Source organism: Mycobacterium sp. ENV421 (genome assembly GCF_002887815.1).
In the GTDB taxonomy this organism is placed as follows: Bacteria; Actinomycetota; Actinomycetes; order Mycobacteriales; family Mycobacteriaceae; genus Mycobacterium.
This window is the reverse complement of sequence record NZ_PDHO01000009.1, coordinates 105,178-129,036: the sequence shown is the minus strand read 5'-3', so window position 1 is coordinate 129,036 and position 23,859 is coordinate 105,178. Positions and strand designations below refer to the sequence as shown.

At 67.2% G+C, this 23,859-nt stretch carries 25 protein-coding genes; 17 read left to right on the top strand and 8 right to left on the bottom strand.

The window, feature by feature from the left end; all coding sequences use genetic code 11:
• Positions 1 to 38: 38 nt before the first annotated feature.
• A complete protein-coding gene (locus CRM90_RS13765; RefSeq protein ID WP_102807501.1) occupies positions 39 to 587 on the top strand; it encodes a TetR/AcrR family transcriptional regulator in 549 nt (182 codons plus the stop codon).
• A gap of 42 nt (positions 588 to 629) precedes the next feature.
• Positions 630 to 1,868, top strand: coding sequence for an MFS transporter (locus CRM90_RS13760; protein ID WP_102807500.1), 1,239 nt, complete (start codon positions 630 to 632; stop codon positions 1,866 to 1,868).
• On the opposite strand, the gene CRM90_RS13755 is transcribed toward CRM90_RS13760, so the two are convergent.
• Entirely contained in the window at positions 1,869 to 2,276 is a 408-nt protein-coding gene (locus CRM90_RS13755; RefSeq protein WP_036339837.1) for a PPOX class F420-dependent oxidoreductase, read from the bottom strand.
• A gap of 7 nt (positions 2,277 to 2,283) precedes the next feature.
• On the bottom strand, positions 2,284 to 2,628 hold the full coding sequence (locus CRM90_RS13750) for a hypothetical protein (protein WP_102807582.1): 345 nt from the start codon (positions 2,626 to 2,628) through the stop codon (positions 2,284 to 2,286).
• 23 nt (positions 2,629 to 2,651) lie between these two features.
• Between CRM90_RS13750 and hisN the strand changes: the two genes are divergently transcribed.
• A complete protein-coding gene (hisN, locus tag CRM90_RS13745) occupies positions 2,652 to 3,446 on the top strand; it encodes a histidinol-phosphatase (protein ID WP_102807499.1) in 795 nt (264 codons plus the stop codon).
• Here the strand turns inward: hisN and CRM90_RS13740 are convergent.
• Positions 3,443 to 4,681 carry a cytochrome P450 gene (locus CRM90_RS13740; RefSeq protein ID WP_102807498.1) on the bottom strand — a complete coding sequence of 413 codons (1,239 nt, stop codon included), beginning with the start codon at positions 4,679 to 4,681 and terminating at the stop codon, positions 3,443 to 3,445. The two genes, hisN and CRM90_RS13740, sit on opposite strands and share 4 nt — an antisense overlap.
• 214 nt (positions 4,682 to 4,895) lie before the next feature.
• On the opposite strand from CRM90_RS13740, the gene CRM90_RS13735 reads away from it, so the two are divergent.
• The gene (locus tag CRM90_RS13735; RefSeq protein ID WP_102807497.1) at positions 4,896 to 6,278 is read left to right on the top strand and encodes an acyl-CoA dehydrogenase family protein; all 1,383 of its coding nucleotides are present in this window, start codon (positions 4,896 to 4,898) and stop codon (positions 6,276 to 6,278) included.
• Positions 6,279 to 6,311: 33 nt separating this feature from the next.
• A complete protein-coding gene (locus CRM90_RS13730) occupies positions 6,312 to 7,526 on the top strand; it encodes an acyl-CoA dehydrogenase family protein (RefSeq protein WP_102807496.1) in 1,215 nt (404 codons plus the stop codon).
• Here CRM90_RS13730 and CRM90_RS13725 read toward each other — a convergent pair whose 3' ends face one another.
• Positions 7,527 to 8,378, bottom strand: coding sequence for an oxidoreductase (locus tag CRM90_RS13725; RefSeq protein ID WP_102807495.1), 852 nt, complete (start codon positions 8,376 to 8,378; stop codon positions 7,527 to 7,529). It abuts the gene before it with no gap.
• A 186-nt stretch (positions 8,379 to 8,564) separates the two neighbouring features.
• On the opposite strand from CRM90_RS13725, the gene CRM90_RS13720 reads away from it, so the two are divergent.
• Positions 8,565 to 8,936 (top strand): MarR family winged helix-turn-helix transcriptional regulator, encoded by a 372-nt coding sequence (locus CRM90_RS13720; protein WP_286145633.1) that lies wholly within the window; start codon positions 8,565 to 8,567, stop codon positions 8,934 to 8,936.
• A gap of 3 nt (positions 8,937 to 8,939) precedes the next feature.
• Here the strand turns inward: CRM90_RS13720 and CRM90_RS13715 are convergent, their stop codons facing one another.
• Positions 8,940 to 11,222, bottom strand: coding sequence for a molybdopterin-dependent oxidoreductase (locus CRM90_RS13715; RefSeq protein ID WP_286145632.1), 2,283 nt, complete (start codon positions 11,220 to 11,222; stop codon positions 8,940 to 8,942).
• A 39-nt stretch (positions 11,223 to 11,261) separates the two neighbouring features.
• A complete protein-coding gene (locus CRM90_RS13710; protein ID WP_102807580.1) occupies positions 11,262 to 11,927 on the bottom strand; it encodes an FMN-binding negative transcriptional regulator in 666 nt (221 codons plus the stop codon).
• Between the two features lie 97 nt (positions 11,928 to 12,024).
• Here CRM90_RS13710 and CRM90_RS13705 point away from each other — a divergent pair, with 97 nt between their 5' ends.
• Complete coding sequence (locus CRM90_RS13705; RefSeq protein ID WP_102807493.1) at positions 12,025 to 13,023, top strand: oxidoreductase; 999 nt, start codon at positions 12,025 to 12,027, stop codon at positions 13,021 to 13,023.
• Between the two features lie 63 nt (positions 13,024 to 13,086).
• On the opposite strand, the gene CRM90_RS13700 is transcribed toward CRM90_RS13705, so the two are convergent.
• Complete coding sequence (locus CRM90_RS13700; protein WP_199189892.1) at positions 13,087 to 14,070, bottom strand: esterase family protein; 984 nt, start codon at positions 14,068 to 14,070, stop codon at positions 13,087 to 13,089.
• Between the two features lie 191 nt (positions 14,071 to 14,261).
• On the opposite strand from CRM90_RS13700, the gene CRM90_RS13695 reads away from it, so the two are divergent.
• From CRM90_RS13695 to CRM90_RS13675, 5 genes are read left to right on the top strand one after another with little or no spacing between them, the layout of a single operon-like run.
• On the top strand, positions 14,262 to 15,392 hold the full coding sequence (locus CRM90_RS13695; protein WP_102807492.1) for a homogentisate 1,2-dioxygenase: 1,131 nt from the start codon (positions 14,262 to 14,264) through the stop codon (positions 15,390 to 15,392).
• Entirely contained in the window at positions 15,392 to 16,576 is a 1,185-nt protein-coding gene (locus tag CRM90_RS13690; RefSeq protein WP_102807491.1) for an alpha/beta hydrolase family protein, read from the top strand. The genes CRM90_RS13695 and CRM90_RS13690 overlap by 1 nt, the downstream gene beginning before the upstream one ends.
• Positions 16,576 to 17,817, top strand: a complete 1,242-nt coding sequence (locus tag CRM90_RS13685) for a CaiB/BaiF CoA transferase family protein (protein ID WP_102807490.1) — start codon at positions 16,576 to 16,578, stop codon at positions 17,815 to 17,817. Before CRM90_RS13690 ends, CRM90_RS13685 begins: the two co-directional genes overlap by 1 nt.
• Complete coding sequence (locus CRM90_RS13680) at positions 17,814 to 18,719, top strand: hydroxymethylglutaryl-CoA lyase (protein WP_102807489.1); 906 nt, start codon at positions 17,814 to 17,816, stop codon at positions 18,717 to 18,719. Before CRM90_RS13685 ends, CRM90_RS13680 begins: the two co-directional genes overlap by 4 nt.
• A gap of 14 nt (positions 18,720 to 18,733) precedes the next feature.
• Positions 18,734 to 19,099 (top strand): RNA-binding S4 domain-containing protein, encoded by a 366-nt coding sequence (locus CRM90_RS13675; protein ID WP_102807488.1) that lies wholly within the window; start codon positions 18,734 to 18,736, stop codon positions 19,097 to 19,099.
• A gap of 14 nt (positions 19,100 to 19,113) precedes the next feature.
• Here CRM90_RS13675 and CRM90_RS13670 read toward each other — a convergent pair whose 3' ends face one another.
• Positions 19,114 to 19,995: a cyclopropane mycolic acid synthase family methyltransferase gene (locus CRM90_RS13670; protein WP_158249015.1), complete on the bottom strand. Its 882-nt coding sequence runs from the start codon at positions 19,993 to 19,995 to the stop codon at positions 19,114 to 19,116.
• A gap of 222 nt (positions 19,996 to 20,217) precedes the next feature.
• Here CRM90_RS13670 and CRM90_RS13665 point away from each other — a divergent pair, with 222 nt between their 5' ends.
• Genes CRM90_RS13665 through CRM90_RS13645 form a run of 5 tightly spaced genes read left to right on the top strand, consistent with a single transcriptional unit; the run spans position 20,218 to position 23,845 of the window.
• Complete coding sequence (locus tag CRM90_RS13665; RefSeq protein ID WP_102807487.1) at positions 20,218 to 20,877, top strand: TetR/AcrR family transcriptional regulator; 660 nt, start codon at positions 20,218 to 20,220, stop codon at positions 20,875 to 20,877.
• A 17-nt stretch (positions 20,878 to 20,894) separates the two neighbouring features.
• The gene (locus CRM90_RS13660) at positions 20,895 to 22,139 is read left to right on the top strand and encodes an acyl-CoA dehydrogenase family protein (RefSeq protein WP_102807486.1); all 1,245 of its coding nucleotides are present in this window, start codon (positions 20,895 to 20,897) and stop codon (positions 22,137 to 22,139) included.
• Between the two features lies 1 nt (position 22,140).
• The gene (locus CRM90_RS13655) at positions 22,141 to 23,112 is read left to right on the top strand and encodes a phosphotransferase family protein (RefSeq protein ID WP_102807485.1); all 972 of its coding nucleotides are present in this window, start codon (positions 22,141 to 22,143) and stop codon (positions 23,110 to 23,112) included.
• A complete protein-coding gene (locus CRM90_RS30970; RefSeq protein WP_102807484.1) occupies positions 23,109 to 23,465 on the top strand; it encodes a DUF6285 domain-containing protein in 357 nt (118 codons plus the stop codon). The genes CRM90_RS13655 and CRM90_RS30970 overlap by 4 nt, the downstream gene beginning before the upstream one ends.
• The gene (locus tag CRM90_RS13645; protein WP_102807483.1) at positions 23,462 to 23,845 is read left to right on the top strand and encodes a nuclear transport factor 2 family protein; all 384 of its coding nucleotides are present in this window, start codon (positions 23,462 to 23,464) and stop codon (positions 23,843 to 23,845) included. The genes CRM90_RS30970 and CRM90_RS13645 overlap by 4 nt, the downstream gene beginning before the upstream one ends.
• The last annotated feature ends 14 nt before the right edge of the window (positions 23,846 to 23,859 follow it).

Here is a 23,859-nt window from a genome sequence, read left to right as displayed (position 1 = left end):
TCCGGACGGTACAGTCCGAAAGTCGATAAACTCGGCCGATGACGACCTCGCGCGAGCGCATCCTCGATGCCTACGCCGACGCGCTGGCCGTCGACGGCGAGCGTCTCGCCACGCTCGACGCGGTGGCCGCCAAGGCCGGAGTCTCCAAGGGCGGACTGCTGTATCACTTCCCGTCCAAGGACCAACTCGCCGAAGCACTGTGTGAGCGGCTGATCGCGCTGGCCGCCGACGACGTCGAGAAGATGCGCAACGCCGCGGACGGGCCGGCTCGCCACTACATCCGCACGTCGCATTACGCCAACACCCCGCTGGACCGCACCCTGGTCGCGGTGGCCCGGCTCCAGCAAGCCGGTGACCCGCGCGCGCGGGCGGCCATCGAGATGATCTCCGATCAGTGGCTGAGCGTGCTGACCGAGGCGCTCGGCGACCGTGACGTCGCGCGCACCGTCAAGCTCATCGGCGACGGCCTGTACCACCACGCGCTGTTCAGCGTGCTCGGCGGACCACCGCGCACGGAACTCGACGAGGGACTGCTGGCGGTCATCGATCGGCTCATCGACCAGAGTTCGAACGCGCCGCGAGCCTGAGTACCGGGAGCCAGACAGGCACGGTCGGCAGAATGTGACTCAATGGCGAGCAACGATCGGCGACCATCGACACGATCGCTGCGCGCGCTCGATGGGCTGAACTTCTTTCTCGCCGATGTGCGCGACGGCCTCGGCCCGTATCTGGCCATCTACCTGCTCGCCACCCGCGGTCCCGCACACGGCTGGGACGAGGCCACGGTCGGCAGCGTGATCACCATCGCCGGTCTGGTCGGCCTCGTCGTCCAGACGCCCGCGGGCGCGCTGATCGACCGAATCCCGCACCGCCGAATAATTCTCATCGTCGCGGCCGTCGTGGTGACGGCCAGTTGCCTGTGCCTGCCGGCGGTGCACGGCTACGTTGCGGTGACAGCGACCCAATCAGCCGCGGCCGCCGCCGCGACCGTCTTCGGCCCCGGCATCGCGGCCATCAGCCTCGGACTCGTCGGCGCCAAGCTGCTGACACCGAGGATCGCGCGCAACGAGGCGTTCAACCATGCGGGCAACGCCGCGTCCGCGGGCGTCGCCGCCCTGCTGGCCATCCAGTTCGGTCCGGTCGTGGTGTTCTGGCTGATGGCGGTGCTCGCTCTGCTCAGCGTGGCCTCGGCCGCACGCATCAAGGATTCGGAGATCGACGAAAGCCTGGCGCGAGGCCTGTCCGCCGACCACACGGTCGACAGCCACGCCAGCAGCTGGTCGGTGTTGTTCAAGAGCCGAAGCCTGGTGGCCTTCGCCGCCGTCGTGTTCGTGTTCCACCTGTCGAACGCGGCGATGCTGACCTCGGTCAGCCAGCTCCTCGTTCGGGTCGCGGGGAAGAACAGCGCGACGTCGCTGACCGCGCTGTGCGTCCTCGCCGCGCAGCTCGTCATGGTTCCGGTCGCGCTCGTCGTCGGGCGCACCGCCGACTCGTGGGGCCGAAAGCCGATCTTCGTCGCGGGTTTCGCCGTGCTGGCCGTGCGCGGCGTGCTCTACACCGTCTCGGACAACCCGGTGTGGCTGGTCGCGGTGCAGACCCTCGACGGCGTGGGCGCCGGCATTTTCGGGGCCTTGTTCCCGGTCGTGATCGCCGACCTGACCGCGGGCACGGGTCACTTCAACGCGACCCAGGGCGCTCTCGCCACCGTTCAGGGCGCGGGCGCCGCGATCAGCGCCGGACTGGCCGGGGGGTTGATCGTCACCGCCGGCTATCACACGACGTTCATCACGCTATCCGCCATCGCGGTCGCCGGGCTGGTTCTCTACGTTGCCGCGGTCCCGGAGACCAGGGCGCCGGCGCAGAACTAATCAGTCGCGGGCCGGTGGGGTGATCGATTCGGCCGCGATGGTGACGATCACGCGAGTCTCGTCGGGATTACCGGAGAAGTTCGGATAAGGGATGCCGAGGTACTTCTGTGAAATCTCATCGATGCTTGCGCGACCACCCACTGTCGTCGTCGACAACACGCGACCTCGAACTGCGTAGTACCGAGTGACGTTGTCGGGGTCGACGACGTTGACGGCGATGCGAGGGTCGCGGGACAGATTTCGCGCCTTCTGCATGCCATCGACGATGTTGATGACGATGTGCTCGCCGTCGGTGGTCACCCACGTCTCGGTCAGCTGGGGTGAGCCGTCGGGCATCAGCGTTGCCACGAAGCAGGGACTGGGGCGCTGTAACAGCGCGAGCAACCCGTCGGGAAGCGGTTGGGACATCGAATTCCTAACTCGGGGGCTGCAGAGGCGGCGGCTGGTCGGGCGGTGCGAAGGACCAGTTGTCCGGATTCTTCTGCGAGTACACCACGGGGATGAGTTGGCCCATGGTCGGCCAGTTGTTCACGTCGACCGCCATCCGCTGGTACACCACGTGCTCGTTGACCGTGGGGCCGTTGATCACCCCGCTGATCGTGACGAACTGGTCGCCGGTGGCGTCGGGGCGCGGACTGACCCCGGTCACCAGCAGCGTGCCCTGTAAGACCTCGCCGCGCGGGCCGCGGCGCATCAGGCGCGGAGCCAAAACCAGGACCAGCGCACCGACGATGAGCAATATCACCGCAAATTCCCACATGCGGCCATGGTAGGACTGCATGCATGAGCGGCCGGGATGTACAGGCAGACCTGACGGTGGCGTTGCAGCTGGCCGAGCGTGCCGATGTGATCACCCTCGACCGATTCGGGGCGCTGGATCTGCGCGTCGACACCAAACCGGACCTCACGCCCGTCACCGACGCCGACGAGGCGGTTGAGGCCGATGTGCGCGCGGCGCTGTCCCGCGAGCGCCCGGACGATGCCGTGCTCGGCGAGGAATACGGCGGCACCGCCGAATTCCAGGGCAGGCAATGGGTGATCGACCCGATCGACGGGACCAAGAACTTCGTTCGCGGCGTACCGATCTGGGCGACCCTGATCGCGCTTCTCTCCGACGGCGTGCCGGTCGTCGGTGTGGTCAGCGCCCCAGCCCTGAACCGGCGGTGGTGGGCCGGTCGGGGACTGGGCGCCTTCGCGCACACCGGGGACGGGCCGGCCCGGCCGTTGTCGGTTTCCGGGGTTGCCGAACTGGGATCGGCCAGCCTGTCATTCTCCAGCCTGTCCGGTTGGGCCGACATCGGGCTGCGGGACCAGTTCATCGGGTTGACCGACGACGTATGGCGGGTGCGCGGCTACGGCGACTTCTTCTCCTACTGCCTGGTCGCCGAGGGCGCCGTCGATATCGCCGCCGAACCCGAGGTGAAGCTGTGGGACCTGGCGCCGCTGGACATCCTGGTCCGCGAGGCCGGCGGCCGCTTCACCAACCTCGACGGACAGCCCGGCCCGCACGGCGGCCATGCCGTGGCCACCAACGGCCTGCTGCACGACGCGACCCTGGCGAGTCTGGCCAGGCGTTAGCAGCCGGCGTTGAATTCGACGGGCAGCGTCGCGGGTCCGCTGAGCCCACCCAACGGCTTCCACGGGGCAGGCCCGGTCCGCCGGATATTGGGCATGCGCCGGGACATGACGGTCAGCGCCTCGGTCAGCTCGAGGCGGGCCAGGTTCGACCCGAGGCAGTAGTGCACACCACCGCCGAAGGTCTGCATCGGCAGCACCGTGGCACGGGTGATGTCCAGGCGATCCGGATCCTCGCAGACACTCGAATCCCGGTTGGCGGCAGCGGAATTGAGAATGACCACGGTGCCCGCCGGAACGACGTATCCCGCTACCTCGACATCGTCGACCACGGTGCGCAAGGTGCCGAACACGATCGGCGAGTGGCGCATCGTTTCCTCCACCGCGTGGGCGGCGAGCTCGGGTTGCCGCGCCAGCAAGGCCCATTGTTCGGGATGGTCACACAACACCGACACCGACGCTGCGAGCTGGTTTCTGGTGGTGTCGGTCCCGGCCATCAACAGCCCGGCCACCAGCATGCGCAGTTCGGCGCCGGTGAGCCGGTCACCTTCGACTTCGGCGCGGATTAGGTCGGACACCAGGTCATCGCCGAGCCTGTGACGCCGCTCGGCGACCATCTCGTCGACGTAGTCGTCCAGTTCCTCCCAGGCGACCAGGATCGACGACACGTTCTCGGCGACGTTCCAGCTGAAAGCCTTGAAGAACTCGTCGGTCCACGCCGCGAACTGCTCCCAGTCCCCACCTGGAACACCGAGCAGGGCACAGATGATCGGGATCGGGTAGTGCCGGGCGATGTCGGCGACGACGTCACATCGACCCTCGGCAGAGCAGTTGTCGATCAGTCCGTTGATGACCTCGGTGACCGTGGCGCGCAGCCTGTCGGTCGCCCGCGGCGTGAATGCCTTGCACACCAGGCGCCGCAGCCGATGGTGTTCGTCACCGTCCATGTTGATGATGGTGGCAATCATTCTGTCCCACAGCGGACCGGAGGTTATGCCTTGGGGCGCCAAGAACATCCCTTGTGGCACAACGAATCTCCGATCGCGCAGCGCTTCATGGACGATGTCGTAGGCCAGGAATTCCGGGCCGTGCGGGCCGAGTGCGATCGGCGCCTTTTCGCGTGCCCGCCGCAACGTCGCCAGCGCTTCGTAGGGGTCCGTCTCGGTGTCGTAGTCGATCGACGGCAACCCGGCATCGAACACACTCGGCATCCGCGGCGCGTCCACTGTGATGGTCATGTCTGCCCCCCAGACGTGCTCGAAAACTCTCGAACGCCAGTCTCGAACGCCGCTGAACCAGGTATGCGAGTAGAGCGCTACCCGATCTCGAGCCGGTGTGACCGACCCAACACAAGCCGCGGCTCGCGGGGGCTCCGGTATCTACCTTACTTTGGAGTAAGATAGGCTCCAGCGAGATCAGACCAGCACGCCCACCATCGACGAGGCTGCCACCATGACCAACACCCTTCCCCCCAAATCCGCCAGCGCACGCGCCCGCGACAGCGCGATCGGGCAGTACAAACACAAGCGCTCCCTCACCGACATCGGCCTGGCGCTGGTCACCCCGCTGATGGGGCAGGACTTCCTGGACCGCTATCACCTGCGCGACCCGCTGAACCGCGGCCTGAAATACGGGGTCAAGCAGGCGTTCTCCACCGCGGGTGCGGCCACCCGGCAGTTCAAGAAGGTCCAGAGCATCGGTAAGGCGCCTGCCCGGCTGCGACCCGGCGGCGCAGACTATTTCGACCTCACCCCCGACGACGACCAGAAGATGATCGTCGCGACGGTCGACGAGTTCGCCGAGGAAATTCTGCGTCCGGCCGCTCACGACGCCGACGACGCCGCGACGTATCCCGCCGATCTGATCGCCAAAGCCGCCGAGCTCGGCATCACGGCCATCAACATCCCCGAAGACTTCGACGGCATCGCCGAGCAGCGCACCACCGTCACCAACGCGTTGGTGGCCGAGGCACTCGCCTACGGCGACATGGGCCTTGCGCTGCCGATCCTGGCGCCCGGTGGCGTGGCCTCGGCACTGACCCACTGGGGCAGCGCCGACCAGCAGGCCACGTACCTCCGCGAATTCGCCGGCGCGAACGTGCCGCAGGCCTGCGTGGCGATCGCCGAACCGCACGCCCTCTTCGATCCGACCGCGCTGAAGACCACCGCGGTACGGACTCCGAGCGGCTACCGCCTCGACGGCGTGAAATCGCTGGTTCCCGCCGCCGCCGATGCCGAATTGTTCATCGTGGCAGCACAACTCGACGGCAAGCCGGCGTTGTTCATCGTCGAGGCCTCGGCTGCCGGCCTGACCGTCACCGCCGACCCCAGCATGGGGATCCGGGCCGCGGCGTTGGGCCGGGTGGCATTGGACAAGGTGTCGGTGCCTCTGTCGGCCCGCCTCGGCGAGGACGGGGCGTCCGACGCGGACTATTCCGAAGCAATCGCGTTGTCCCGCTTGGGCTGGGCAGCGCTGGCGGTCGGCACCTCACACGCGGTGCTCGACTATGTCATCCCCTACGTCAAAGAGCGCGAGGCATTCGGCGAGCCGATCGCCCGCCGCCAGGCCGTCGCGTTCATGTGCGCCAACATCGCCATCGAGCTCGATGGCCTGCGGTTGATCACCTGGCGCGGCGCCGCCCGGGCCGAGCGTGGCCTGCCGTTCATCCGCGAGGCCGCACTGGCCAAGAAGCTGGGCACCGATAAGGGCATGCAGATCGGCCTGGACGGGGTGCAGCTACTCGGTGGCCACGGCTTCACCAAGGAGCACCCGGTGGAGCGCTGGTACCGCGATCTGCGGGCCATCGGCGTCGCCGAGGGTGTCGTCGTCCTCTAACCGCCCACCGGCCAACGAACGGAAAAGACTGACATGGCAATCAATCTCGAACTGCCGCGCAAGCTGGAAGCCGTGATCGAGAAGGCGCACCAGGGCGCCGCGGAGATGTTGCGGCCGATCTCACGCAAGTACGACGTCGCCGAACACGCCTACCCCGTCGAATTGGACACCCTGGCGACGTTGTTCGAGGGAATCTCCGAAGCCAACACGATCTCGTTCGCGGGCACGGAGGCATTCCGCGACAGCGACGACGGCCCGAAGGGAAACATCAACGGCGGCAACATGTCCGCGTTGCTCAATGCCCTCGAGATCTCCTGGGGTGACATCGCGCTGCTTTTGTCGGTGCCCCGCCAGGGCCTCGGCAACGCCGCGATCTCCGGAGTGGCCACCGACGAGCAGTTGGAGCGGCTGGGCAAGAACGTCTGGGCCGCCATGGCGATCACCGAGCCGTCGTTCGGTTCAGACTCGGCGGCGGTATCGACGACGGCGGTGCTCGACGGCGACGAATACGTGATCAACGGCGAGAAGATCTACGTCACTGCCGGCTCCCGCGCCACCCACATCGTGGTGTGGGCGACGCTGGACAAGTCCAAGGGCCGGGCGGCGATCAAGTCGTTCATCGTGCCGCGCGAGCACCCTGGGGTCACCGTCGAGCGTCTCGAGCACAAGCTCGGCATCAAGGCCTCCGACACCGCGGCCATCCGGTTCGAGAACGCGCGCATCCCCAAGGAGAACCTGCTGGGGAGCCCGGAGATCGAGGTGGAGAAGGGATTTGCCGGGGTCATGGAGACCTTCGACAACACCCGGCCGATCGTGGCCGCGATGGCGGTCGGGGTGGCCCGCGCCGCCCTCGAGGAACTGCGCACGATCCTGACCGAGGCCGGTGTGGAGATCTCCTACGACAAGCCCGCCCACGCCCAGAGTGCCGCCGCTGCGGAATTCCTTCGCATGGAAGCCGACTGGGAGGCCGGTTACCTGTTGACCGTGCGCTCGGCGTGGCAAGCCGACAATGCGATCCCGAACTCCAAGGAAGCGTCCATGGGCAAGGCCAAGGCCGCCCGCGTCGCCAGCGACATCACTCTCAAAGCTGTCGAATTAGCCGGGACGGCAGGCTATTCCGAGCAGACGCTGCTGGAGAAGTGGGCTCGCGATTCGAAGATCCTGGACATCTTCGAGGGCACGCAGCAGATCCAACAGCTGGTGGTCGCCCGCCGACTGCTCGGACTGTCCTCGACCGAACTCAAGTAGTCACGCGACAGCGGTCAGCTCTCGCTGGGTCTGCTCGTCGAGTTCGATACCGGCGACGGCGAGGTTCTCCTCCAGGTGGTCCAGCGAGGACGTGCCGGGAATGAGCAGCACGTTGTCGGCGATGCCCAGTGTCCACGCCAGTGCGATCTGCGCGGGCGTGCGACCGAGCCGTTCAGCCGCGCCGGTGACGAGGGGATGCGACAGCACCGGATTCACCTCGTGGAACGCCGAGCCGAGTGGAAAGAACGGGACGAACGCGATGCCTCGGGCCACGCATTCGTCGAGTACGGGCTGCGAGGACCGGTCCACCAGATTGAACGGATTCTGGACGCACACGACATCGGTGAGTTCCAGCGCGTGCAGCAGCTGCTCGTGAGTGACGTTGCTCAGTCCGACACCGGCGATCAGCCCGTCGTCGCGGGCGGTGATCATCGCACCGAGCTGATCGGTGAACAGCGCATCGGGTTCTGACTCCATCACCCGCAGGTTGACCGCGGCCAGCCGCTCGACACCGAGGGTGCGCAGATTCTCCTCGATGGCGGCGCGCAACCGGTGCGGCTCGGCGTCGGGAAGCCACGCCCCCTGATCGTCGCGCCGTGCGCCCACCTTGCTCACCAGCGCGAGATTGTCGGGATACGGGTGCAGCGCCTCGCGGATCAGCTCGTTGGCCACATCGGGCCCGTAGAACTGCGAGGTGTCGATGTGATCGACACCGGCGTCCACGGCGCGGCGCAGCACCGCCAGCGCCTGCTCGCGATCCTTGGGCGGCCCGAATACGCCGGGACCGGGCAGCTGCATCGCACCGAATCCGACGCGGTGGACCTGATAGCCGGCCAACCCAAAACGTGTCATGGGAAATCCTCCACTCACCGAGAATAGATTGACATCAAATTGTTTGATCTCAAACTATCTTGCTGGCGCGTTACGCTTCCTGTCAACCCAGGGAGGTGAAGCCACATTCCACACTCAGCACACGACGCCGAATCCCGTCAGCGCGCCGCCGCCCTCGCCGACGCCTTCGGCCGCGCCGGCAAGACGCTGGTCCGCGCCCTCGACGAGCGGCTCGGTGACCACGGTGTCTCCACCCCCCGATCCAAGGTCCTGTTCGAGGTGGATCGCTGCGGACCGGTCCGGCTCACCGACCTGGCGCGCACCGTCGGCATCACCCAAGGCACCGCCTCCACCCTGACCGACGCGCTCGTCCGGGAAGGCTTGATCCAACGCTGCGCCGACGACTCCGATCGCCGGGTGACCCTGCTGAGGACCACACCCACCGGCAGCCAGCAGGCGCAAGCCTGGGCCGGCGCGTACACCGCCGCGGCAGAGGAACTGTTCGGAATCCTCTCCGGCGAGGAGCAACTGGCACTCACCGAACTGCTGCAGCGCCTTGCCGACTCGATCGACGGCTGAACCTCAACCCGCTGCCCGAACCTGACACGGCACCCCGTTGACGACCTGAGTGTTGCTGGGGACGTCGAGCAGGTCAGGCGGGTTGAGCAGGTTGGAGTTCACGCCGGGATGATCGTTGGCGATGCCGAGCCGGCTGCCCGGCACACCGTGTCCCCAGCCGTGCGGCAGTGACACCACCCCGGGCATCATGTCGTCGCTGACCTCAACGGGCACAGCCACTTTCCCTTCCGACGTGCTGACCTCGGCCAGCTCGCCGTCGCCGACCCCGACGCGGCGGGCATCGTCCGGGTGCATCAGCAGCGTGCATCGGTCGCGGCCCCGCATCAGCGCGGGCACATTGTGCAACCACGAGTTGTTCGACCGCAGATGTCGCCGACTGGTCAGCAGCAGCGACTCCTCGGCTCGGTTCATCCGCGCCCGCAATCGAGGCATGTCGTCGACGAACAGGTCATGCAGCAGCTCGATGGCTCCCGACGGCGTGGTGACCGCCGAGTCGAGCCGGCCGCCCTCCAATTCGCCGAGTCGCAGGCCGTCGGGGTGCGCGCGCACCTCGTCGAGGGTCAGGCCGCCGGGGTTGGCGCCCAGTCCGTCGCCCCAGGGGCCAAGCCGGATGTAGAGGTCGTATAAGCGTTCGGGCCCTTGGCCTTTCAGCCCGCCCATCACCTCAGCCGGGTCGCGTCCGCTCAGTGGAGTCCCCGGCTGGGTGCACATGGTGGCGACCAGTCCCCCGGTGTAGAGGTCGTCCATCGCCGGGACGTCGACATCTGTCATCGGGGTTCCCAGCAGGGCGCCCGAAAGGCGCAGCAGCACTTCCCATTCGGCCGGCCGCGAAGGATCCGGCGCAAACAGCGGCTCCGACCACTTCAGGCAGGAGGCGACAGCGTAGATCCAGTACAGGTCGTCGGCGTGCGGACGTTCCAGCGGTGAGAGCCCGGGGAAGATGACGTGGGCGTGCCTGGTGGTCTCGTTGAGCCAATTATCCACGCAGACAAGGGCGTCTAGGGAGGCCAGCGCCTCGTCGAGGCGGCCCGCCGCAGGCGCCGAGATCGCCGGGTTGCCCGCGACCGAGATCATCGCGCGGATGCGTCCGTCGCCCGGGGTGAGGATCTCCTCGGCCAGGCAGCTCACCGGGAATTGGCCGAGCACTTCCCCGACGCCGCGCACGCGCGAGGTGAAGCGGCCGAACTCCCAGCGCGGGCCGGGCTGATCGGGCGGCTTCATGAACATCGGCGAGTACACCGCCGGGGTGGGGAACACCGCTCCCCCGCGCCGGTCGACCGCACCGAGCGCGGTGTTCAGCACGAACACCAGCCAGGTGGCCAAGGTGCCGAATTCCTGCGTACAGGCCCCGATCCGGCTGTACAGCACGGGATTCGACGCGGATGCCAGGTCGTGCGCGAGTGCGCGAATGGTCTTGGCGGGGATGCCGCTGGGTGCTGCCACGGCTTCCGGGGTGAATGGTTCGGCCAGGGCGATCACCTCGTCGAGTCCTTGGACCCGGCCATCGAGATGCGGATGGGCGCGCAGCAATCCGTCGGCGGCCAGCGTCCGCAGCACCGCGAAGAGCACCAGGGCGTCGGTGCCCGGGCGGATCGGCAGCCAGTCGGTGGCGCGCTGCGCGGTCTCGGTGCGGCGGGGATCGATGACCACCACCCGACCCCCGCGCTTGCGGATGCCGGTCAGGTGGCCGACGACGTCGGGAGCCGAGAGCATCGATCCCTGCGAGGCCGCGGGGTTCGCGCCGATGACGACGAGGTGATCGGTGCGGGCCAGGTCCGGGATCGGCGCGTTCCACATTCCGCCGAAGAGCAGCGTGCCGACGACGTTCAGCGGCCACTGGTCGACCGTGCCCGGCGAGTAGTACGCGCCCATCCCGGCCGCGGCGCCCATCCCGACGAGGGCGCCGATGTAGGAACTCAGGCCCAGGTTGTGCGCCACCGGGTTGCCGACGTACACCGTGACCGCCCGCGCACCGTCGCTGTCCAGCACCGGTCGGAGTACCCGCTCCGCTTCGGCGAACGCCTCGTCCCAGGAGACGGCGACGTGGGTCCCGTCCGGCTGCCTCACCAGCGGCGACCGCAACCGGTCCGGGTCGTCGTGCAGCTGCCCGAGCACCGTGCCCTTGGGGCAGATGTGCCCTGCCGACCACACGTCGTCGGGGTTACCGCGGATGTCGGTGACCCGGTCGCCGTCGACGGTGACCCGTAGCCCGCACATGGCTTCGCAGAGCGGGCACGTCACGCGGCGGACGGCGCCGTAGACCTCATCCGACTTCTGTCTGGACACCTGTCCATGTTAGGGGCGGGCACGGGCCGGGCACAACGGTCAGGAGTCGGACCGGCGAGCCCGCCAGTCGCCGATTGCCGACAGCCGCCGCCGCTGCTGGGCGGCGGCGCCGGCGTCCAGACCGCGATCGCGCTCCTCGAGTCGGCCGATCACCCGCTCTCGATGCTCGACGGGGTTGCCGTCGTCGTACTTGAACTTCGCTTCGACCCGCTCGACGGTGAGTCGCACGCCGCGGATGCCCGGCAGCATCCGGCCGTACGGGTCCTGCCCTTCGGCCACCTCGGCATGGCGGCCTTCAGGCTGGAAGTCGGCAAGCTGAGACCGCAGTATCTCCACCTTGCCCTGCGGATCGTCGATGATCGTTGGGCGACAGACGAATTGGACAGAGGCGTAGTAGCTGGTCGGCACTCCGTCCTCGTCAGGGCCGCCGGCCTTCGCACGCCAGTAGGTCGGGATGTAGGCATAGTCACCGATCACCGCGACCCGCACCTCTGCGGCCGCTTCCAGGTGCGGCCAGACCGGATTGGGCCGCGCGAGGTGGATCAGCAACTCCTCGCCTGCCACCGTGAAATGGGTGGGCACCAGCACAGGGGCCTGCATGGGGTCGACGTTGTTGACCGCGAGGACGCCGAACCGGTCGGTCGAGGCCAACCAATCCCGCCATTCGGCGCTGTCCAGCGCGGCATCCCAGGGATGGATCAGCATGTCGACCATTTCATCAGGCAGGGCAAGAGATTTACGGCTACGAGGCGAGCCGTCGGTAGCCCGTCTGTGGCCCATCGGTGGGCGCTACCGTCTTGGCATGGATTCTTATCAGGCACTGCTGGCCCGTCAGGACGGCGATCAGATCACCGCATCGATCGAGACACTCGACGCCTCCGAACTTCCGCCCGGCGATGTGACGATCCGGGTCGCCTATTCCAGCGTCAACTACAAGGACGCGCTCGCGCTGACCCCGCGCGGCGGAGTCGTCCGGGACTATCCGATCGTGCCCGGCATCGACCTTACCGGCGAGGTCGTGGAGTCCGGCTCCCCCGACTTCGCCGTCGGCGATCAGGTCCTGGCGCACGGCTACGCGATCGGCACCGGCCACCACGGCGGCTACGCCGAATACGTCCGGCTGCCCGCCGACCAGGTTGTCGCGTTGGGCGCGCTGACGCCGCGGGAAGGCGCGGCGATCGGAACCGCGGGCTTCACCGCCGCGCTGAGCGTGGAGGCGCTGATCGCCCACGGCATCACCCCCCAGGACGGTCCGATCGTCGTCACCGGCGCCACCGGGGGCGTCGGGTCGGTCAGTGTGGACCTCCTCGCCGCCGCCGGATTTCAGGTGGTGGCCTCCACCGGCAAGGCCGAGGCGGCCGACCATCTCAAGGCCCTCGGCGCAGCAGACGTCATCGCACGGCTGCCCGAGGACCCCGACGCCAAGCCGCGCCCGCTGGGCAAGGCGCGCTGGGCGGGTGCCGTCGACTGCGTCGGTGGGGCCACCCTGGCCGATGTGATCAGCACTCTGGAATATGGCGGCGCCGTGGCGGCCAGCGGGCTGACCGGTGGCCCGGCGCTCAATACGACGGTGTTGCCGTTCATCCTGCGCGGGGTGTCACTGCTGGGCATCGACTCGGTGCTGCTGCCCATCGGTCCGCGCCGCGCGTTGTGGGAGCGTCTGGGCGGTGAGCGCAAGCCTCGCCACCTCGACGACGTCACCCACGAGGTCGATGTCAAGGACGTCATCGACGTGATCGACCAGGTGCGGGCCGGCAAGTACTCGGGCCGTGCGGTGGTGCGGGTCGCCGGCGGCTTCTGAACCGAACAACAAAGCGGGCCACCGGTTTTCACCGGTGGCCCGCTTCGTTGACATACGTCCGCGTTACGCGGCGCCCAGGTACTTCTGCAGGTCGGGCTTCATCGCCTGAAGCTCACGACCCCAGTAGGCCCAGTCATGGGTGCCGTTGTCGGGGAAGTTGAACACGCCGTTCTTACCGCCCGCGGCGAGGTAGTTGTCGCGGAAGGTGATGTTGGTACGGATCGTCAGGCTCTCCAGGAACGTGGCCGGCAGGTCGCCGTGACCCAGCTCGTTGGGAGTGCCGTTACCGCAGTAGATCCAGATGCGGGTGCCGTTGGCGACGATCTTGGGGATCTGCACCATCGGGTCATTACGCTTCCAGCCGCTGTTCGGATCCTGCGTCGGACCCCACATGTCGTTGGCTTTGAAACCGCCCGCGTCACCCATCGAGATGTTGATCAGGAACGGCCACGAACCCTCAGACGGGTTCAGGAAGCCCGACATCGAGCCCGCGTAGATGAACTGATCCGGGTGGTACACCGACAGGATCAACGAGGCCGAGCCGGCCATCGACAGGCCGATGACGGCGCTACCGGTGGGCTTGACGTCCCGATTCGCGGCAAGCCACTGCGGCAGCTCCTGCGTCAGGAAGGTCTCCCACTTGTAGGTCTGGCAACCGGTCTTGCTACAGGCCGGCGAGTACCAGTCCGCGTAGAAGCTGGACTGCCCACCGACCGGCATGACGATCGACAGACCGGACTGGTAGTACCACTCGAACGCGGGGGTGTTGATGTCCCAGCCGTTGAAGTCGTCCTGCGCACGCAGGCCGTCGAGCAGGTAGACCGCCGGAGCGTTCGCGCCGCCGCTTTGGAACTGGACCTTGATGTCGTGGCCCATCGAGGGCGACGGAACCATCAGGTACTCCACAGGGAGCCCCGGACGGGAGAACGCGCTCGCCGTTGCCGATTCTCCGACCAGGCCGATCAAGCCCGGAAGAACCGCCGCCGCGACTGCGGCGACTGCCAATCGACGCGGCCAGCCGCGCACCTTGTCAAACAAGGACTTCACCAATCCACCCCAGCTTTCTATGACCCCGGTTATCGGATTCAGAGTTGAGTAAAACACGTCGTCTCGAACCTGTGAAAGTCCGCCACGTTACCCAACTCGTTGGTTGGGGGTTGTCACGGGGTCAAACAAAAACTAATGTCACTTTTAGTTTTCCGCTTGCCCGTACCTCGACGCCGATCTCGGGAGATTCCATGGAATCGTTCACTCACCTGCGCAAAGGCACAACCCCGCGGCGAATCCACGCCGATCTCGACGGCCTCAAAGACGACGAATTGGGCCGGGGCGGATTCACCGGCCGCACCGCCAACATCTACCGCCGGAACGATCCCACGACATTTCGGGCCAGCGGCCCCCTGCGTCCGCTCGATCTGTTGTCCAGTGAGCTCAAACCGAGCGATGCGACCGACCCCACGGGCGCTCCCCTGCTGCTTTTCTCCAATGACGACTGCCGCATCTCACTGAGCCGGCGCTCGGCAGCCATGCCGTTCTATACGCGCTACGTCGACGGCGACCTGCTGTCCTTCGTCCATCAGGGCAGCGGTCGCCTGGAAACCGAATTCGGCCCGTTGGACTACCGCACCGGCGATTGGATCTACATCCCGAAGGCGTGCACGTGGCGGCAGGTGCCCGACTCGGGGACAGAACCAGCTGACAGCACCTGGCTGATGATCGAGGCCACCGACGAGTTCCGGGTCCCACCCGCCGGCCCACTGGGCCGGCACTGGCCCTTCGACCCGTCCCAGGCGGTCGTACCGGACCCGGAGCCCATCGACGACGGCGACGGTCCCCACACCGACGGTGAGTACGAGGTGCGGCTATATCACCGCCCGATCGACGGCGTGGAGACCACGACCCTGCGCTATCCACACAACCCGATCGATGTCGAAGGCTGGCGCGGCGACAACTACGCCTTCACCTTCAACATCGACGACTACAACGTCATCACCTCCGACAGCGTGCACCTGCCGCCGATGGTCCACCTGTTCATGGAGGCGACGGGTGTCTACGTGTGCAACTTCCTGCCGAAGCCGGCCGAATCGGTGCCCGGCACCGAACGCACGCCCTGGTACCACCGCAATGTCGACTTCGACGAGATCGCTTTCTTTCACGGCGGCTCGCTCTACGGCATCCCGATGCCACCCGGACTGATCAGCCACGCCCCGCAGGGCGTGCACCACGGGGCTCCGGAGAAGGCCCGCGAACGCGCGCGGCGAAAGTTCGACGATTTCACCCGCGTGGATTGGAAGGTCATCGCGATCGACACCCGGAGGCGTCTGGTGCCGTCACCCGAAGTTCTGGCCAACGATTTGGGGCAACACTGATGGTCACGCCGGTCAAGCGCGCCTACGAGCGCATCCCGTATCTGATCGCCTACCAGAACACGTCCGCTGTCCGGGACGTCTACGGCGGGGTCGCGGAGCTGGTGGTGCTGGAAAGCTATCTGCTCAAGCCGACCACGCCGTCGGATACCGTGCTGGTCTTCATGCACCCGATCGGCGGCGGCGCCTACCTGCCGATGATCAACGCACTGGCACGCGCCGGGCATCACGTCATCTACTGCAACAGCCGGTTCCGGGGCACCGACTCAGGGCTGCTGATGGAGAAGGTGGTCGAGGATCTCGGCGAATGCATCAAGGACGCCAAGAATCGGCTGGGCTACTCCAAAGTGGTCCTGGCGGGGTGGAGTGGCGGTGGCTCGCTGTCGGTGTTCTACCAACAGCAGGCCCAGCACCCCACGATCACCGCCAGCCCGTCCGGTGACGGTCCGGATCTGACCACACTGGGCCTGCTGCCCGCCGACGGGATCATGCTTCTGGCCGCGCACATCAGCAGGCACGGCACGATGACCGAGTGGATGGACGCCTCCATTCTGGACGAGAACGACCCGACCAAGCGGGATCCCGAACTCGACCTGTACAACCCGGACAATCCCAATCAGCCGCCGTACACCCCGGAGTTCCTGGAGCGCTACCACCAGGCGCAGATCGCCCGGAACCGACGAATCACCAAGTGGGTCAAGGAAAAACTGGCGGCCCTCAAGGCCGACGGACGGCCGGACGACGAATTTTGTTTCGTCGTGCACGGCACAATGGCCGACCCACGCTGGCTCGACCCGACCGTCGACCCCAACGAGCGCGCCCCCGGCACCTGCTATCTGGGCGACCCGCAGGTGGTCAACATGAGCCCCGTCGGGCTGGCACGGTTCTGCACCCTCCGCAGCTGGCTGTCACAGTGGAGCTATGACGACGCCAACGGTGACGCCGTGAAGGCCGGCCCGGACATCGCGGTGCCGGCACTGGTCATCGGCAATCTCGCCGACGACGCCTGCACACCCAGCCATACCCGGCGGCTCTTCGAGGCCATCGGGCATCCCGACAAGGAGATGCACGAAATCCCGGGCGCCAACCACTACTACTCCGGGCCCGACCAGAAGGAGACGCTGCGCCAGGCCGTCGGGATCGTCACCGATTGGCTGGTTCGGCACGACTTCGCGAAGGCCGATTGATGGCCCCTACCGGAGGGCAGGAGCGCAGCGACCCGGGAAGGGTCACAGGTCCGCTGGACGGCATTCGCGTCATCGAGGTCGGCACGCTGATCTCCGGACCGTTCGCGGGCCGGCTGCTCGGCGACATGGGCGCCGAGGTGATCAAGATCGAACCTCCTGGCGCTCCCGACCCGTTGCGCACCTGGGGGCAGGCCGAACTCGACGGCCACCACTTCTTCTGGACGGTGCACGCCCGCAACAAGAAGGCCGTCACCCTCAACCTGCGGGAAGCCCGGGGCCGCGAGCTGTTCCTCGACCTGGTCGAGCGCTCCGACATCATCGTCGAGAACTTCCGGCCCGGCACGCTGGAGAAGTGGGGCCTCGGTTACGACGTTCTGCGCCAACGCAATCGGGGCATCATCCTGGTCCGGGTGTCCGGCTACGGGCAGACCGGTCCGGAGTCGACGAAGGCCGGCTACGCCTCGGTCGCCGAGGCGGCCAGTGGCTTGCGGCACATGAACGGCTTCCCCGGCGGGCCGCCGCCCCGGCTGGCGCTGTCGCTCGGCGACAGCCTGGCCGGGATGTTCGCCGCGCAGGGCGCGCTGGCCGCACTGTACCGGCGGACCGTCACCGGTGAGGGACAGATCGTCGACGCGGCGCTGACCGAATCCTGTCTGGCCGTGCAGGAGTCGACGATCCCCGACTACGACGTCGGCGGCGTGGTCCGCGGACCGTCGGGCACCCGACTGGAGGGCATCGCCCCGTCGAACATCTACCGCAGCGCCGACGGCAGCTGGGTGGTGATCGCCGCCAACCAGGACACCGTCTTCCGGCGATTGTGCGCAGCCATGGGCCGGCCCGAGCTGGCCCAGGATGACCGCTTCGTCAATCATGTTGCGCGCGGCCGTAATCAGGACGAGCTCGACGCCATCATCGGCGACTGGGCGGCGGCCCGCGAGCCCGCCGACATCATCGAGACGCTGAGTGAAGCGGGCGTCATCAGCGGACCGATCAACACCGTCGCCGAGGTCGTCACCGACCCGCAGCTGCTGTCGCGCGGCATGATCGCTGACCACTGGGACGAGCGCATCGGGCGCAATGTGAAGGGCCCCGGCGTGGTTCCGGTGTTGTCGGAGTCCCCCGGCACCATCCGATCCGCGGGCCCGTCGCGACCGGGACAGCACAACGGTGAGGTGTACGGTGAACTCCTGGGCCTGCGGTCGGAGGAGATCGCTGAGTTGGAGTCCCAGGGAGTGCTATGAGCCAGCTGCCCGGCCACGTCACGATCCGCGAGGTCGCCCTGCGCGACGGCCTGCAGATCGAAGATCCGATTCCGTTGTCCGCCAAGCTCGAATTGCTCGCGGCGATCGCCGCCACCGGAGTACGGGAGGTGGAGGCGACGGCCTTCGTATCGCCGTCGAAGGTGCCCGCCCTGGCCGACGCGCCGGAGCTGGCCGCCCATCTCGGCGACTACCCCGACATCGAATTCTCTGCCCTGGTGGCCAGTCCGAACGGCGCCAAGCGGGCCATCGCCGCCGGGCTGCGTTCCGTTGAGTACGTGGTGTCGGCGGCCGACGCCCACAGTCACGCCAACGTCGGCCGCAGCAGCGCGGACGCCACCGCGCAGATCGCCGATATCGTCGCGATCGCCCACGACTCGGGAGTCAGCGTCGAGGTCATCATCGCCACCGCCTGGGACTGCCCCTTCGACGGGCCGACCCCGCCGCAGCGTGTCCTCGACATCGTCGACGCCGCTTGCGAATTCGGTGCGGACCGGCTGGCCATCGCCGACACCATCGGCACCACCACGCCGGGCCGGGTCACCGCGCTGATGACTCAGGTGAAGCCCCGCATCGGCGATCTGCCGCTGGGTGCTCACTTCCACAACACCCGCGGCGCCGGGTTGGCCAGCGCGTACGCGGCGGTCGCCGCCGGCGTGACGCGGCTCGACTCGTCGGTGGGTGGGCTGGGCGGCTGCCCGTTCGCGCCGGGGGCGAGCGGCAACATCGCCACCGAGGATCTCGTTTACCTGTTGCGCGACAGCGGAATCGGTGTCGACATCGACCTGCCTGCGGCGATCAGCGCGGCAGCCGTCGCGAGGTCGGTGGTCGGCCACGATCTGCCCAGCGCACTGCTGCGCGCCGGCGACCGGATACTGAGCTGAGCTGACACCGCCTCATGGAATCGACTCGGGTGGATCGGTGGCTGTGGGCGGTCAGGCTGGCGAAGACCCGCCCGGATGCCGCCGCGGCGTGCCGAGGCGGTCACGTCCGGGTCAACGACCGGTTGGCCAAGCCCTCGACGACCATCTCCCCCGGTGACGAGGTGCGCGCACGCGTCGGCGACACGACGAGGATCGTCGAGGTCGTCCGGGTTATCGCCAAGCGGGTCGGGGCCGCCGACGCCGTCACCTGCTACCTGGACCGCACGCCCAAGCCGCCGAGTGTTCCGGCCGTGCCGGTGGCGGCGCGTGATCGCGGAGCCGGCCGACCGACGAAGCGGGACCGCCGAGCGCTCGACAAGTGGCGTGCGAGTCAGTGGTGAGCTGAGCCGCCGCGCTACTTACTCAGGGTGAATTGGCAGACGTCGGTGTAGTGGTTGCGGAACAGGTCCGCGCAACCGGTCAGGTACTTCATGTAGCGCTCGTAGACCTCTTCGGACTGGATCGCGATCGCGTCATCCCGGCGTGCCTCGAGTGCGGCCGCCCACAAATCGAGGGTCTTTGCATAGTGCTGTTCCAGCGATTGGACACGTTCGGTTATGAAGCCGGCCTTGCCGGCCAGGTCCTGGACGATCTCGCGGGTCGGCAGGTGGCCGCCGGGGAAGATCTCTACCGAGATGAACTTGAAAAATCGCAGCAGGCTCATCGTGATGGGCAGCCCGCGTGCCTCCATCTCGGCCCGCGGGATCTGCATGATGGAGTGCAGCATCATCACGCCGTCGTCGGGCAGGACGTCGTAGGCGAAGTCGAAGAACGCGTTGTAACGGTCCGCCCCGAAGTGCTCGAAGGCCCCGATCGACACGATCCGATCCACCGGTTCGTCGAACTGCTCCCAGCCGCAGAGCAGGACGCGGCGGCTGCGCGGCGTGTCCATCTCGGCGAACGCGCGTTCGGCGTGAGCCTGCTGATTGCGGCTCAGGGTCAGGCCGACGACGTTGACGTCATACTTCTCGATCGCACGGCGCATCGTGGCGCCCCAGCCGCAGCCGACGTCCAGCAGGGTCATTCCGGGCTCCAGCCCCAACTTGCCGAGCGACAGATCGATCTTGGCGAGCTGCGCCTCCTGCAGCGTCAGATCGTCGCGCTCGAAGTAGGCGCAGCTGTAGGTCTGCGTCGGATCGAGGAAGAGCCGGAAGAAGTCGTCGGACAGGTCGTAGTGCGACTGAACGTCCTCGAAGTGCGGCTTCAGGTGTGAGGTGGTGCTTGCTGGGTGTGACAAGGAAGGGCCTTTGACTTTTCGGCTGACATTCGTGCAGCTCCATTTGCTCAAGAGCCTCCCCGACCACTCGTAAGAGTACGCAACGATGTCAAGTTGTCGTTGCCAGGAGTGGCGTTGGGGCAGGTCAGCTCGAAATTCGCCGTCGCGAGAGGTCTTGCCAACCGTCAAAACGAAAAGTAACGTCAGCTTTAGTTTCCCTTCCGAAAGCACGGGGGCCAGCCCATGGAACCGTCCAGCCGTTCGCGCAAAGCGGACGGGGCCGCCGACGGCCCGCGCGAACTGAGCTCCAAGGGGCGCCAAACCCGCCAAGCCATCGAGGACGCCGCCCGAAAACTGTTTGCCGAACGGGGTTTCCACGGCACCACCCTGGTCGACATCACGTCGGCCGCGGGTAGATCCCCCGCGGTGTTCTACCGCTACTACGACGACAAAGAGGACCTGTTGGCCGCATTGGCAGGTTCGTTCCTGCACGACGTCGTGCTGCCGTCCGGTCTGCGACTGCACCTCCCGGAATCCCCGGACGACACCCACTTTTTCGTGACCGTCGTCAGCGCCTATTGGGACATGTTCAAGCAGAGCATCGGCGTCATGGTCGCTGTCGACCAACTCGCCGCCACCGAACCCCGGTTCGCCGCCCTGCAGAACCAGTTCCGTCAGTTCGGCATCGACATCGTCGCCGCGTCGGTGCTGCGCGCCCAGGAACACGGGTACGCGGCCGGCCTGCAACCCGAGCACACCGCCTTGGCGATCGCGCTGTTGTTCGAACAGTTCACCACCGTGTGCCTGCGTCCCGACAGCGCGGGCCTGGGTCTGCGCCTGTCGGACGACGACGCCGTGGCGACCCTGTCTACTATTTGGAAAAAAACGCTCTACGGCTTTTGATTGATTAGGAGATCAGCGTGGATTTCTCTCTGCCCGAACATCTTACGACTCTGCTGGACGAAATGGATGCGTTCATCGAAGCCGAGATCAAGCCCCTCGAGCGTGAACACATCCAGTACTTCGATCAGCGTCGCGAGTTTGCCCGCACCGATGTCGAGAACGGCGGTATCCCTCGTCGGGAGTGGGAGGATCTGCTCGACGAGATGCGCCGGCGAGCCGACAAAGCGGGGTGGTTGCGGTACGGCCTGCCGTCGAAATTCGGCGGCCGGGATGGCACCAATCTCGATATGGCGGTGATTCGGGAACATCTGGCGCACAAGGGACTTGGTCTGCACAACGATCTTCAGGACGAGTCGTCGATCGTCGGGAACTTCCCACAGGTCATCATGATGGACCGGTTCGGCACCGACGATCAGAAGAGCGAGTGGATCGAGGCGATGCTGACCGGCACCCGGTCCATGGCATTCGGACTGACCGAACCCGACCACGGCTCGGACGCCACCTGGCTGGAGACCCGCGCCGTTCGCGACGGTGACGACTGGGTGATCAACGGCAACAAGCGGTGGAACACCGGTGTGCACCGCGCCACCCACGACCTGGTCTTCGCGCGCACCTCCGGCGAGGCCGGGCAGGCGCGTGGCATTACCGCGTTCCTTGTTCCGTGCGACGCGGACGGGTTCGAGGTGCCGTACTACTGGTGGACGTTCAACATGCCCACCGACCACGCCGAGGTCGTTCTGCGCGACGTGCGGATCCCCGCCGATGCCGTCCTCGGCGAAGTGGACCACGGTCTTGAGGTCGCCCAGACCTTCCTGCACGAGAACAGGATTCGGCAAGCGGCAAGCAGCCTCGGTGCCGCCCAGTACTGCATCGACCGCGCCGTCGACTATGCGGGCAAGCGGGTGACGTTCGGCAAGCCGCTGGCAGTCAACCAGGCCGTCCAGTGGCCGCTGGTCGAGCTGCAGACCGAGGCCCAGATGGTGCGGCTGCTGGTGCGCTACGCGGCTACCGAACTCGACCGCAACCATCACCTCGAGGTGTCCGACAAGGTGTCGATGGCCAACTACCGCGCCAACCGGTTGGTGTGCGAGGCGGCCGACCGGGCCATGCAGGTGCACGGCGGAGTCGGCTACAGCCGCCACGAACCGTTCGAGCACATTTACCGGCACCACCGCCGGTACCGCATCACCGAGGGCGCCGAGGAGATCCAGATGCGTCGCGTGGCCCAGCGGATGTTCAAGTTCGGCAAGCCGGCTCGCTGACGTGGCCGCCGAGACACTGGCCGCGGATCTGGCCGACGTGTTGCGCCCGCTGCTCGGTCCGCAGACCGACGTGGACAACTTGCGCGCGCTGACCGGTGGGGCCAGCCGCACCACCTGGGCGTTCGACGCGGTGACCGGATCGGCGCGCCGTGCACTGATTCTGCGCACCGGGCCGCCGGATGACGTCCACGCCGGAATGGAACTGGAGGCAGCCGTCCAGGCGGCCGCCGCCGCGGCCGGTGCGCCGGTGCCCGACATCCTGGTTGCGTCCGATTCCGTTGAGCAGCTGGGCAATCCGTTTCTGATCTGCGGTGAGATCGCCGGCGAGACCATCGTGCGCCGTATCCAGCGCCACCTCGACGACGACGGCCGGGCGAAGCTGCTGCGGCAGTGCGCACAGGCGCTGGCGGCGATTCACCGTGGCGCGGCCGACGCGCCCGGGCTGGCCGAGCAGGACCAGATGACGGAGTGGCACCAGCGCCTCGACGAAATGGGCGACACCACAGCGACATTCGAGTGGGCGTTCCGATGGTTGGAGGCCCACCGGCCGCCGCCGTCGCCGCTGCGGCTTGTGCACGGCGATTTCCGGATGGGCAACCTCATCGTGGACGGTTCGGACCTGGCGGCCGTCCTGGACTGGGAACTGGTCCACATCGGCGAGATCTACGAAGACCTCGCCTGGTTCTGCATTCGGGCCTGGCGGTTCGGCGCCCCGTCCAGCATGGCGGCCGGCGGTCTGGGCAGCATCGACGATTTCGTCGCGGCATATGAGGAGGCCGGCGGCGCGCCCGTCGACCGCGCGACGTTGCGGTGGTGGCTGGTGCTGGCCACCCTTCGCTGGGGAGTAATCTGCCGTTTCCAGGCCGAACGGCACCTGAGCGGCCAGACCCGGTCGGTCGAGCTGGCCGCGATCGGCCGGCGGGTCTGCGAGACAGAATGGGATGTTCTCGACCTACTGGAGGGCGCCTCGTGACCGGACTCAACGGACGGCCCACCGCCGCCGAACTCGTCGCTGCCGTCGCCGAATTCCTCGCCGGTGACGTCCGGTCCAGCACCACCGGGTCGGTCAATTTCCACGCCCTGGTCGCGGTCAACGTCTTGCGCACCGTGGAACGTGAGTTGCTCGACGAGACCGCCGCCGAACCGCAGGCCGCACTCGAGGGACTCGGCTATCGGGACGAAGCCGCACTGGCCGCGGCGATCCGCGCCGGGGACCTCGACGGCCGCGACGATGAGGTGATGAGGTGCCTTCGCGCCGTGGTCAAGCACCGGGTGGCCATCGCCCACCCCGGATACGACTCACCCGAGGGCGGTTCACCGGCATGACCACCGAAAGCCAGATCCTGCAGGCCGCCGACCGGCTGTTCGCCGCGATCACGCAGGGCGATGTCGCCGCGGTGGCGGAGCTGTGGGCCGACGATGTCACCGTCTGGCACACCGGCGATGAGCGCGACAGCGACAAGACGCGCGCTCTCAAGGTGATCCGGTGGTACGTCGGCGCCACCACCTACCGGCACTACGACGTGCTCGACCGGCAGGTGTTCGACGGCGGATTCGTCCAGCAGCACATTCTGCGGTGCACCAACACCCGCGGTGAAGACGTGGCCTTGCGGGTATGCCTGATCGTGAAAGTCGGAGACGACGGCCTCATCCGGCGAATCGACGAATACCTCGATCCCGCCGACCTGGCACCGCTGCTGTCCTGAGAGAAGGCACATCA

Coding starts and splice junctions, on each gene's coding strand:
- CRM90_RS13755 (WP_036339837.1), bottom strand. CDS start 2,276: ATGTCCCAACCGCTTCCCGACGGGTTGCTCGCGCTGTTACAGCGCCCC.
- CRM90_RS13735 (WP_102807497.1), top strand. CDS start 4,896: ATGACCAACACCCTTCCCCCCAAATCCGCCAGCGCACGCGCCCGCGAC.
- CRM90_RS13690 (WP_102807491.1), top strand. CDS start 15,392: ATGGTCACGCCGGTCAAGCGCGCCTACGAGCGCATCCCGTATCTGATC.
- CRM90_RS13740 (WP_102807498.1), bottom strand. CDS start 4,681: ATGACCATCACAGTGGACGCGCCGCGGATGCCGAGTGTGTTCGATGCC.
- CRM90_RS13710 (WP_102807580.1), bottom strand. CDS start 11,927: ATGCTGATCCATCCCTGGGATGCCGCGCTGGACAGCGCCGAATGGCGG.
- CRM90_RS13665 (WP_102807487.1), top strand. CDS start 20,218: ATGGAACCGTCCAGCCGTTCGCGCAAAGCGGACGGGGCCGCCGACGGC.
- hisN (WP_102807499.1), top strand. CDS start 2,652: ATGAGCGGCCGGGATGTACAGGCAGACCTGACGGTGGCGTTGCAGCTG.
- CRM90_RS13725 (WP_102807495.1), bottom strand. CDS start 8,378: ATGACACGTTTTGGGTTGGCCGGCTATCAGGTCCACCGCGTCGGATTC.
- CRM90_RS13765 (WP_102807501.1), top strand. CDS start 39: ATGACGACCTCGCGCGAGCGCATCCTCGATGCCTACGCCGACGCGCTG.
- CRM90_RS13675 (WP_102807488.1), top strand. CDS start 18,734: ATGGAATCGACTCGGGTGGATCGGTGGCTGTGGGCGGTCAGGCTGGCG.
- CRM90_RS13645 (WP_102807483.1), top strand. CDS start 23,462: ATGACCACCGAAAGCCAGATCCTGCAGGCCGCCGACCGGCTGTTCGCC.
- CRM90_RS13705 (WP_102807493.1), top strand. CDS start 12,025: ATGGATTCTTATCAGGCACTGCTGGCCCGTCAGGACGGCGATCAGATC.
- CRM90_RS13680 (WP_102807489.1), top strand. CDS start 17,814: ATGAGCCAGCTGCCCGGCCACGTCACGATCCGCGAGGTCGCCCTGCGC.
- CRM90_RS13750 (WP_102807582.1), bottom strand. CDS start 2,628: ATGTGGGAATTTGCGGTGATATTGCTCATCGTCGGTGCGCTGGTCCTG.
- CRM90_RS13695 (WP_102807492.1), top strand. CDS start 14,262: ATGGAATCGTTCACTCACCTGCGCAAAGGCACAACCCCGCGGCGAATC.
- CRM90_RS13760 (WP_102807500.1), top strand. CDS start 630: ATGGCGAGCAACGATCGGCGACCATCGACACGATCGCTGCGCGCGCTC.
- CRM90_RS13685 (WP_102807490.1), top strand. CDS start 16,576: ATGGCCCCTACCGGAGGGCAGGAGCGCAGCGACCCGGGAAGGGTCACA.
- CRM90_RS13730 (WP_102807496.1), top strand. CDS start 6,312: ATGGCAATCAATCTCGAACTGCCGCGCAAGCTGGAAGCCGTGATCGAG.